Origin of the sequence: Bacillus velezensis (assembly GCF_001461825.1) — a bacterium.
GTDB lineage: Bacteria > Bacillota > Bacilli > Bacillales > Bacillaceae > Bacillus > Bacillus velezensis.
The window spans coordinates 891947-900716 of the sequence record NZ_LLZC01000012.1; the positions used below are offsets into that span (position 1 = coordinate 891947).

The 8770-nt window shown below is 43.5% G+C and carries 13 protein-coding genes; 9 read left to right on the forward strand and 4 right to left on the reverse strand.

Annotation, left to right across the window (positions count from 1 at the left end; genetic code table 11):
- The first annotated feature begins 130 nt into the window (after positions 1-130).
- Positions 131-523, forward strand: a complete 393-nt coding sequence (locus AR442_RS08585) for a hypothetical protein (RefSeq protein WP_014418109.1) — start codon at positions 131-133, stop codon at positions 521-523.
- A gap of 31 nt (positions 524-554) precedes the next feature.
- Here AR442_RS08585 and AR442_RS08590 read toward each other — a convergent pair whose 3' ends face one another.
- Together AR442_RS08590 and AR442_RS08595 are read right to left on the reverse strand one after the other, a co-directional pair.
- Positions 555-1532 (reverse strand): S66 family peptidase, encoded by a 978-nt coding sequence (locus tag AR442_RS08590; RefSeq protein WP_014418108.1) that lies wholly within the window; start codon positions 1530-1532, stop codon positions 555-557.
- 65 nt (positions 1533-1597) lie between these two features.
- Positions 1598-2101 (reverse strand): N-acetyltransferase, encoded by a 504-nt coding sequence (locus AR442_RS08595; protein WP_014418107.1) that lies wholly within the window; start codon positions 2099-2101, stop codon positions 1598-1600.
- Between the two features lie 188 nt (positions 2102-2289).
- Here AR442_RS08595 and AR442_RS08600 point away from each other — a divergent pair, with 188 nt between their 5' ends.
- Positions 2290-3072, forward strand: coding sequence for a VLRF1 family aeRF1-type release factor (locus AR442_RS08600; RefSeq protein ID WP_014418106.1), 783 nt, complete (start codon positions 2290-2292; stop codon positions 3070-3072).
- Positions 3073-3216: 144 nt separating this feature from the next.
- Positions 3217-3753, forward strand: coding sequence for a DUF420 domain-containing protein (locus AR442_RS08605; protein WP_007611945.1), 537 nt, complete (start codon positions 3217-3219; stop codon positions 3751-3753).
- A gap of 64 nt (positions 3754-3817) precedes the next feature.
- On the opposite strand, the gene AR442_RS08610 is transcribed toward AR442_RS08605, so the two are convergent.
- Positions 3818-4483, reverse strand: a complete 666-nt coding sequence (locus tag AR442_RS08610; protein WP_017417956.1) for a lysozyme family protein — start codon at positions 4481-4483, stop codon at positions 3818-3820.
- A gap of 191 nt (positions 4484-4674) precedes the next feature.
- Here AR442_RS08610 and czrA point away from each other — a divergent pair, with 191 nt between their 5' ends.
- Positions 4675-5007, forward strand: a complete 333-nt coding sequence (gene czrA, locus AR442_RS08615; RefSeq protein ID WP_007407993.1) for a Zn(II)-responsive metalloregulatory transcriptional repressor CzrA — start codon at positions 4675-4677, stop codon at positions 5005-5007.
- A 29-nt stretch (positions 5008-5036) separates the two neighbouring features.
- Here czrA and AR442_RS08620 read toward each other — a convergent pair whose 3' ends face one another.
- Positions 5037-5558 carry a CcdC protein domain-containing protein gene (locus AR442_RS08620; protein WP_007407994.1) on the reverse strand — a complete coding sequence of 174 codons (522 nt, stop codon included), beginning with the start codon at positions 5556-5558 and terminating at the stop codon, positions 5037-5039.
- A gap of 224 nt (positions 5559-5782) precedes the next feature.
- Between AR442_RS08620 and AR442_RS08625 the strand changes: the two genes are divergently transcribed.
- The 5 genes from AR442_RS08625 to AR442_RS08645 all read left to right on the forward strand — a co-directional run.
- Entirely contained in the window at positions 5783-6502 is a 720-nt protein-coding gene (locus tag AR442_RS08625; RefSeq protein WP_014418104.1) for an MBL fold metallo-hydrolase, read from the forward strand.
- Positions 6502-7068 (forward strand): TetR/AcrR family transcriptional regulator, encoded by a 567-nt coding sequence (locus AR442_RS08630; RefSeq protein ID WP_014418103.1) that lies wholly within the window; start codon positions 6502-6504, stop codon positions 7066-7068. The genes AR442_RS08625 and AR442_RS08630 overlap by 1 nt, the downstream gene beginning before the upstream one ends.
- A gap of 35 nt (positions 7069-7103) precedes the next feature.
- Positions 7104-7814: an AraC family transcriptional regulator gene (locus tag AR442_RS08635; protein ID WP_014418102.1), complete on the forward strand. Its 711-nt coding sequence runs from the start codon at positions 7104-7106 to the stop codon at positions 7812-7814.
- 68 nt (positions 7815-7882) lie between these two features.
- The gene (csaA, locus tag AR442_RS08640) at positions 7883-8215 is read left to right on the forward strand and encodes a chaperone CsaA (protein ID WP_007611940.1); all 333 of its coding nucleotides are present in this window, start codon (positions 7883-7885) and stop codon (positions 8213-8215) included.
- A 330-nt stretch (positions 8216-8545) separates the two neighbouring features.
- Positions 8546-8770 (forward strand): T7SS effector LXG polymorphic toxin (locus AR442_RS08645; RefSeq protein ID WP_239689778.1); only part of this gene is annotated, 225 nt, incomplete at its 3' end.

The window sequence follows — 8770 nt, forward strand, 5'->3', positions numbered from 1 at the left end:
GTGTTCTTTTTTTCTTCCCTTTTTTGACTGTATATAATCGTTATATGCGGAAAAAGAAAAAGCGTTTCTCTAATATATTATATAGAAGGAATGGATGTGAAAACGGAATCTGAAGGGGTGTATGAATCTGATGGAGCCGGAATTTATATGTTTATGGAATGCCTTCACAGAATCACCGGTGTTTCAAGCATGTATCTGTACCGCTTTGGCCATTGTGATCGTTATCGGACTGTCTATGCCGGCTGTCAGGCTGTTTCAGGCGCTTGACAGAGGGAGAGGAAGGCCAGCCATTATTGAAAAGGTGAGACGTACTGGTGTGATGAAGAATGGCAGGCACGAGCTTGTGCTTATTTTAAACGTAAAAAACCAAGACGGAACGCATGATAAACGTGAACTGACACATGCCGTATATAATGAAGAGATCAGCCGTTTTTATGAAGGAGCTTCCGTATGGGTGACGGCAGCGGCTGGCGGACGAATTATGATCGCTCCGCGCACGCCGCGGCATAAGGCATCAAAATAAAAAGACGGGGCGGTTTTCCCGTCTTTATGTATTAATGCCGATCGATCCATATCCTTACGCCTTCTGAGCCGGCTTCTATTCTGCATGTTCCTCCGATCGGGAATGTCATCAAAGGGGAGGTATGGCCGAAATCAGCATTTGCGATAACAGGCATGGATGACAGTTCTTCTTTTGTACGGATGACGGCACGCAGAGCCTCCTCAGACACATTTGAAGCATGCTGGAAACGTCCGATGACAATTCCCTTCACAGCTGAAAAAGCGGGAAGGTGGATGAGTGACTGCAAATCCCGGTCAAACATATGAATGTCCGACATATGATCATCTTCTATAAACAGAATCACTTGTTCCATCTCCGGAAAGTATTCGGTGCCCTGCAGAAGATTCAGCGTGCATAGATTTCCTCCGATCAGTGTTCCTTCCGCATATCCGGGTTGAATAACGAGCGGTCCCGGATTCCGATAAAAACGTCTGTCCTCCTGGTTCAAATACCATTTATCATCACTCCACTCGGATGAAGGCTTTATCTCATACGGGTTGTCAGAAGCACAGCAGGCCAAGAAAGAGTTAATCGTATAGTCCAGCCCTTTTTTCATGGCAAATGAAGAAAAATGGGGACCGGAATATGTAATAAGGCCGGTTTTTTGATATATGGCATGACCGAGAGCGGTAATATCTGAATAGCCGCAAAGGATTTTCGGATGCCGCTTGATGTTTTCATAATCAAGATAGCGAAGCAGCTGATTTGATTGGAACCCGCCGAGTGTCGTCAAAATCGCTTTGATGTCAGGATCAGCGAAAGCTTCGTGCAGATCCTGTACACGCGATTCAATGGATGATGAATCAAATTCATTTATTTCTTTCGCATGCTCTGAAAAAGAGACACGAAAGCCGAGCTCCTCCAATTTTGACTTTGCGGCATTTATATTTTCATCTGACATAACGGACATGCTTGTGGCCGGAGACACAATACGAATGCCGTCACCTTTTTTCAATTTTTCCGGATACAAAAAAAACCCTCCTTATATGGTTTAATCTATTACACCATATAAAAGAGGGTTTCTCTATTATTTTTTTACAAGTCGACCCATTTAATGCCGCCTGATTGCGTATCATTGTCAATCCAGACATCAAAGTGATGCTTTTCATAAAAATGAACGAGTCTGTCGACATGATCCCAATCACGCTTAGCGATGTCGCCCGTCACTTTCGGGATATTCTGCTCTCTGGCGATATGTTTTAAAAATTTCATGCAGATCGAGCCGTAGCCGTGGTTCGGCGGGCCTTTAATGTCTCCGATATGAATGGCATTGTCATAATAAGAGGCGATCAGTGAAAAACAGCCTCTTCCCCGGTAGGCTGATTCACAATCAGTCAGCATAATCTTACATGTTTGGCCATCATCAATCGAGGAAACAATGATCCAATCGTCATTGTTCGATTGATCAATACCAAGCACTCGCGCGTCTTTTGATACATCTATCAGATTTTCCCGCATTCTGAAAATCTGAAATTCAAGTTTATGAAGCTCTTTTTCCAGCTCTTTCTGATCTCTTTCTTCTGCAGTAAACAAAATCATACTCCTTTCACAGCGTAAAAGTCTTAGTTAAACACAAGTATCCATTGTAGTAAATGATGTCTTGGTTTGTAAATGGGTTTTGTAAAAACTTTTTTAGAAAAGTCTGCCGTTTATATGTGGATTGACGTTTTTAAGGCGGTGCGGATAGGGAAAGGAACAGTGAGCAGCGGAAAAAGGAGGAATCTATAATGGCAATTGACTCACTCATCGGCAAATTGAAGTACGTAATGACGGAATCTCCTGATAAAATGCTTTCCTTATATGTAAATACGGATATGAGAAATCCGGATCAGCAGGGGGGAGAGTGGAAAATCGCCTTGAAAACCGGTTTTCGGAGATTAAAAGAGTATCTGTCTGCCAGTGATCCGGAAGAAGAAAAATCTCTCGTCCGCATCATGGAACGTGTCTATCAATATATCGATGGGCTTGGTAAAGAGATGCCGCGAAGTCTCGTATTTTTTGCATCGGGAGAAGGCGGTATTTGGGAGACGATTGAATTGCAGGTGCCTGTCGAAACACGATTTTATTGGGAAGAAACGGCTGTCCTTGATCAATTAGAACTTCTCCGTGAACAATTTCCGAGCACGGCTTTTATTCTCACCCAGCAGAATGAAGTGAAGATTATAGAAACCGTACTCGGAAAAATTGAAGGGGTGGAGCATTATCAATACGACGTCATCAATGAATCGTGGAAACCGCAGGATGTAAGCGGAAGTTCCGTATCGATGGACGAGGACGCCGCCAAAGCCCACGTCGAAGAAAACCAAAACAGGCTGTATAAACGATTGGCTTCGAACCTTGATCAGAAGGCCGCTTCACACCAATGGGAGCGTCTCGTAATCGCAGGGGACAAAGAAACAGCCGATATTCTCGATCAGCACATGAATAAACCGATAGATCGGATCATTCCAAAAAATCTGTTGAATGAAAACGAACATAAGGTGATAGAAGAACTGTTGAAGGAAGCATAATATGACGAAAGGCCGGGTCTCAAACACCCGGTCTTTTTAGGACTTAAGTTTGTCTAATTTCTGACGAAGCGGACGAAACCGTTGACATCAAAGCTGAATTCTCATACCATTTGGATAGTCAGTAAAATTGAGAGAGGTCATAAGATGAATCAGACAGAAAACAAACCTAAAAGTTATACCGGTATCGTGCTGACATTGACCGTTCTGATCAACGGGTTAATTGCGGTGCTGTTTTTTATGCCGAAATCGGGACAGGTCAGCATTGCCAATATTCATATTCTGCCGATGTTAAATGCCATTTTTAACAGCTTTACTTTTATCTTTTTGCTGGCAGCGCTCTTTATGATTAAGCAAAAAAACATTCAAGCGCATAAACGTTTTATTTTAGCGGCGTTTACGACGACTTTGCTGTTTTTGATCTGCTATGTCGTGTACCACTCGATAGCTGAGAATACTTTATTCGGCGGCCACGGCATCATGCGCGGGATTTACTTCTTTATTTTAATTACGCATATTTGCCTTTCCTTCATCATCGTGCCGCTTGCGCTGTTTACGCTGATCAGAGGATTCAGTATGCAGGTGGAGCGCCACAAAAAAATCGCCAGATGGACGATGCCGCTCTGGCTGTATGTCAGTCTGACGGGTGTCATTGTATACTTAATGATCTCACCGTATTATTAAAAAAAGCCGTGCTCTGCGCGGCTTTTTTCTATTGATTGAAAAAGGCGCCTCATCAGGGCGCCTTTTACTCTTCAAGCGTTTCAAGTGTTGTTACATTTAAGGATTGTTCAACGGTTTTTGTTTTTGCTTTTACTTTTTCTGCGTACGTGTAATCACCATAGCAGTAGGGATAACGGAAATTGTCTTTGTTCCCTCCGCAAGTGTAAAGTTTCGGATTCTTTTTGACCTGCTGCTCGGAGTATTGTTTTGCCAGTTCCTCAGTATGCGATCCTCCATGTTCAGCCACAAAATCAATATAGCCGGCTCCCATGTTGTAGCTTTGTATAATCGTATCCAAGTCTACGCCTTTTTTCTTGCCTGTTTGGTACATGAGAGTGAATTGTTTGATTCCCTGTTTGATACTGGTTTGAGGGTTTTTAATCTCATTTCGCTTTAAACCCAGAGATTCTGAAGACTGCATGGGATCATTTCCTCTTCCTTTTGACTCCTGATATATCATGCCGAGTACAAGGGATGTATATTTGGTGAGTCCTTTTTCATCCAGCTCGTCTTCAACAAGCGGTTTGTAATCTGTCAGCCGTTCAAGTACGATCGGTTTGACATCAAACGGAAGACTTTTGAGCAATTCATTATTTGAAAATAACAGAATGAGGAAGAAGGAAACCATGACAAAAACACATATCATCATAAGACCCGCGGCAGCGAAACAGCCTTTTTTCTTTTTCTCCACTGTGTTTCACCCTCAATTTCAGGAGCATTATGACTTTTTCATTATGACACAGATGAATGCGCGAAACCAAGCGGAAACCCGTATTTGAAACATAAATTTAAAATAACGGTTCTTTTGTCAGGCGCAGGATGTATCTGCATCAATTGACATTTGGTATAATTGGGCTACTTGAGAAAAGAAGGGTGAGGTATATGACTGAATTTCACGAATCCGGAAACACGAATGACCCCGCTGTCGATTTAGATGAGGAAACTTTATTTTTGGTTGCCCAGACTTTTAAGGCGCTGTCTGATCCGACCAGAATCAGAATTCTCCATTTGCTGTCACAGGGTGAGCACGCGGTAAATGATATCGCAGAAAAGCTGAATTTGCTGCAGTCTACCGTTTCTCATCAGCTGCGTTTTCTTAAAAATCTGCGCCTCGTCAAATCACGCAGAGAAGGAACATCCATCTATTATTCTCCTGAGGATGAACATGTGTTAGATGTGCTTCAGCAAATGATTCACCATACGCGGCACGATTAAAAAACATCCCTGCTTTTTAGACAGGGATGTCAGCCGTACTGACTGTTATTGGTTTGGTCTCTGCTCGTTTTTAAAACATAAAAAGAGAAGCCGCTGTAATACACTGCGATGAAATAAAAGATACTGATGGTCAGCGGATCGGCCCCGACCGTTTGGCTGTATGCCTCCGGATGGGTAAAGTCCGCTGTGACCCGGTAAATTTCAATAACGCGATAAACAAATCTCGATAGGAATAACGTTAATAGAATAAGTTCAATCCATAGGTGAGTGCGAAAATACATTTTTCCGCGGCGTTCTTCAAAAGAAATGTTCCGTTTGGCAAACAGGACCAGAAGCCAGCCGCAAAAAGTGCCGAATATAAGATGGCCGTATAAAGCCGGGTGTGTGATGCTGAAAAACGCCAGAGCTGCGGCCAGCAATGAAAACAAAATCATTCTGGTATAAAGCCAGCGGGGTTTCAAAGGCTGAAAGCCGACAGACCGTTTCACCTTTTTATACAGGAAAAAGGCAATCATTAAGACAGGGCAGATGCTTTGAAGTGTGATATGCATGGTGTGGAACTCCCCCTCCGTTGAGTAGTGTATGCTTATCCGGCTGGTTTTAGTAGTGTGATTTATTCGCAGGCTGAAAGCATCTTTTATCACAGTATGCGCGTTTCTTTTTTTTGCATAAGAGAAGCGCCCGCGCCTTTTTCAGGATTTAGTCAGAAAACTCTTGATAAACTAACGGTATTAGTTATAATGAAACTAATGATATTAGTTTTAGGGGGATGTTGATGAGAATCTTACAATACGGAACCGTTTGGCAGTTGACTTTTTTTCCAGCGCTTTTCCCGGTGAATTGTTATTTGGTTGAAGAAGAAGAAGGAGTAACCCTGATTGACGCCGGACTGCCTAACAGTCATAAAGGAATTAAACAAGCATTGCGGCAGCTTGGGAAGCCGCTGAATGACATATTACTCACCCACGCGCACGGGGATCACATCGGTTCGCTTGACTCATTAGCTGCGGAATTTCCGGATGCTTCCGTCTGTATTTCTGAGCGGGATTCTTTCTTGCTGAAAGGTGACACTTCTTTATTTGAGCATGAAGCACAAACGCCGATAAAGGGGGGAGTGCCGAAAAATGTTCAGACCGAACCTGATCGCCTGCTGAAAGGCGGCGAGCGGATCGGATCTTTACTTGTCATTCCCGCTCCCGGTCATACGCCGGGAAGCCTCGCTTTTAAAGATATGAGAAATGATATGCTGATCGTCGGAGATGCCTTTCAAGTACGGGGAGGCCTTGCTGTTTCTGGGAAGCTGAAATGGAAATTTCCGTTTCCGGCTTTTGCTACGTGGAATAAAGAAGAAGCTGTAAAAACAGCAAGAACGCTTATCGCTCATCAACCAAGCAGTCTGGCCGCCGGACATGGAAATGTTCTCTGCAATCCCGTTGAAATGATGGCTGAGGCTGCTGAGGAAGCCGAACGAAGCCTGCCGGGAGGCCGATCATAATGTCACCGAGAGTCGGAATGAGCCTTGACATGATATTGAGAGCCGCAGCAGGCATCGCTGACGAAAAAGGGCTGAACGAAGTGACGCTTGCGGCTGTTGCAAAGTCCTTAAACGTAAAACCGCCTTCCCTTTACAATTTTGTCAATGGCCTTCAAGGAATTAAAACAGAGCTGGCTGTCTCCGGTTTAACTATGTTATATGAAAGAATGGCGGCCTCTGCAGAAGGACTGACGGGTGAAACGGCTTTGCTTGCTCTTGCCGATGCCTATATCAATTTCGCCGAAGCCAATCCCGGATTATATGACGCAACATTTCAAAAGATAAAAGACGGCCGGATTGAGAATCTGTCAAGCCTGCTTGTAGAGCTTGTTGTCAGGCAGCTGACAGCGAACGGTTATGCACAGTCTGACACTGCGATTCATGCTGCGAGAGGACTGAGGAGCCTTCTTCACGGATTTGCCGTGTTGAGAAAACAGAGTGCATTTGAATTAACCGAATCAATTAAGGAAAGCCGGAAGTTTGCAGTTGTTGCGTTCCTAAGAGGTTTGCAGGAGAGGGAACAATAATATTATTATGTAAACTAAATAAAAAGGAGGGACAAATGGATTCATTACAACATATCATTTGTGAGCGGCGCACCTATTCACATATTTTTGATTCTCATGCACACACATACTGCCAAATGCTCTTTCCGCTCGAAGGACAGCTGGACCTGGAGACAGAAAGACGTGAAATCAGATTAAAACCTGATCAAATGCTGTATATTCCGCCCGGGCATGAACATCGGTTCCGTTCTTTGGAGCGAAATGAATGTCTTGTTCTCGACATACCGGCATTTTTTTTCAAAGGTTCCTTTGACCCCGGCGTTCTGAATAAGCTTGATCCTTTTTGGACATCGATTCGGTTTCTGCTGACAGAAGAGACAAAGCAGCAGTCGGCTCATTCATTGAGTCTGCTTGCAGAATATATTGCTGAAAAGATACAAGAAAACCGTACGAATGATTCAATTGCGTATATCCGCCGAAATCTCTCAAAGACTTTTACAATTAAAGAGCTCGCCGCAATGGAACATTACCACCCGGCGTATTATTCCGACTGGTTTAAAAAGCAGACGGGAAAAAGCCCGCAAGCTTATATTGCTGAGCTCCGTATGAAGAAAGCGGAACAAATGCTTATTGAAACAAAATGCCGGCTGACAGACATCAGTCAGGAGGTCGGCTTTCAAAATTTGTCTTCCTTTACCAGATGGTTTGTCAGACATAAGGGAATAACGCCGCGCGTCTTCCGAAACACCTTTCAATCTGATAAATAATCCTGAAAATCGGTTAAATAAACTGCTTCTTTTTTTGGTATCATGATTGTAAAAAAGGAGTTTTTGATATGGCAGTCATCGAAGATTTTATCAAGCTTGATCTTAGAATAGGAACGGTCGTAAAAGCGGAAGTATTCCCGGAAGCAAAGGTGCCGGCCATTAAGATGACAATAGATTTCGGCGAAGAGATCGGCATGAAACAATCAAGCGCCCAGATTACAAAACGGTACGAACCGGGTGATCTGACGGGCAGACAGGTTACCGCTATTGTCAACTTTCCGCCGCGGCGGATCGCCGGATTTAAGTCAGAAGTTCTCGTTCTCGGCGGCATCCCGGAAAAAGGAGATGTTGTCCTGCTTACGCCAGAGCAGACAGTACCGAACGGAACGAAAATCGGATAATAAAAAAAGACGTTTGCAGAAGCAAACGTCTTTTGCGTATTGAGGCGATACACCACACGCCACATTCGTGTGTGCCGCAAGGGCATGTGCATCGGCTTACACAATTCAGCTCATCGCTATATCAATATAGCATGGCGGGTGTGGAAATGCAAGAGATTTTTCAACATATGTTATATTTGGCTTTGTTTTGCCGATCCCAGATTCCTTCGTGTAAGGTTTTGTTTGAAATTTTATGATCTTAAATAAAGCAGTTCGACAAATGCAAGAGATTCATCTAATCTTATATCCTATGGTAAAATTTAGACAGAAAGAAGCGGAAAGGAGACGTAAATGAAGGTATTTGAAGCATCCTCGTTCATTTCAGCAGCGGAGAAACGAGCAAAAGAATACGATCAGATTAGAGAACAATTTATCAATCTCAGGAAAGCTTTTCAGGGAATGGCTGACTTGGATGACAGTGAGTTTTCAGGTAAAGGCGCTGACAACATTAAAGCTTTTTTTCAAGATCACGCCGGTGTCACAGACAGCTGGCTTAATCTGATCGATATGAAGATT

What these genes read in the sequence shown, in the direction of transcription:
- AR442_RS08625 (WP_014418104.1), top strand. Translation starts at nt 5,783, where the DNA reads ATGAGAATCTTACAATACGGAACCGTTTGGCAGTTGACTTTTTTTCCA.
- AR442_RS08605 (WP_007611945.1), top strand. Translation starts at nt 3,217, where the DNA reads ATGAATCAGACAGAAAACAAACCTAAAAGTTATACCGGTATCGTGCTG.
- csaA (WP_007611940.1), top strand. Translation starts at nt 7,883, where the DNA reads ATGGCAGTCATCGAAGATTTTATCAAGCTTGATCTTAGAATAGGAACG.
- czrA (WP_007407993.1), top strand. Translation starts at nt 4,675, where the DNA reads ATGACTGAATTTCACGAATCCGGAAACACGAATGACCCCGCTGTCGAT.
- AR442_RS08620 (WP_007407994.1), bottom strand. Translation starts at nt 5,558, where the DNA reads ATGCATATCACACTTCAAAGCATCTGCCCTGTCTTAATGATTGCCTTT.
- AR442_RS08595 (WP_014418107.1), bottom strand. Translation starts at nt 2,101, where the DNA reads ATGATTTTGTTTACTGCAGAAGAAAGAGATCAGAAAGAGCTGGAAAAA.
- AR442_RS08585 (WP_014418109.1), top strand. Translation starts at nt 131, where the DNA reads ATGGAGCCGGAATTTATATGTTTATGGAATGCCTTCACAGAATCACCG.
- AR442_RS08630 (WP_014418103.1), top strand. Translation starts at nt 6,502, where the DNA reads ATGTCACCGAGAGTCGGAATGAGCCTTGACATGATATTGAGAGCCGCA.
- AR442_RS08600 (WP_014418106.1), top strand. Translation starts at nt 2,290, where the DNA reads ATGGCAATTGACTCACTCATCGGCAAATTGAAGTACGTAATGACGGAA.
- AR442_RS08635 (WP_014418102.1), top strand. Translation starts at nt 7,104, where the DNA reads ATGGATTCATTACAACATATCATTTGTGAGCGGCGCACCTATTCACAT.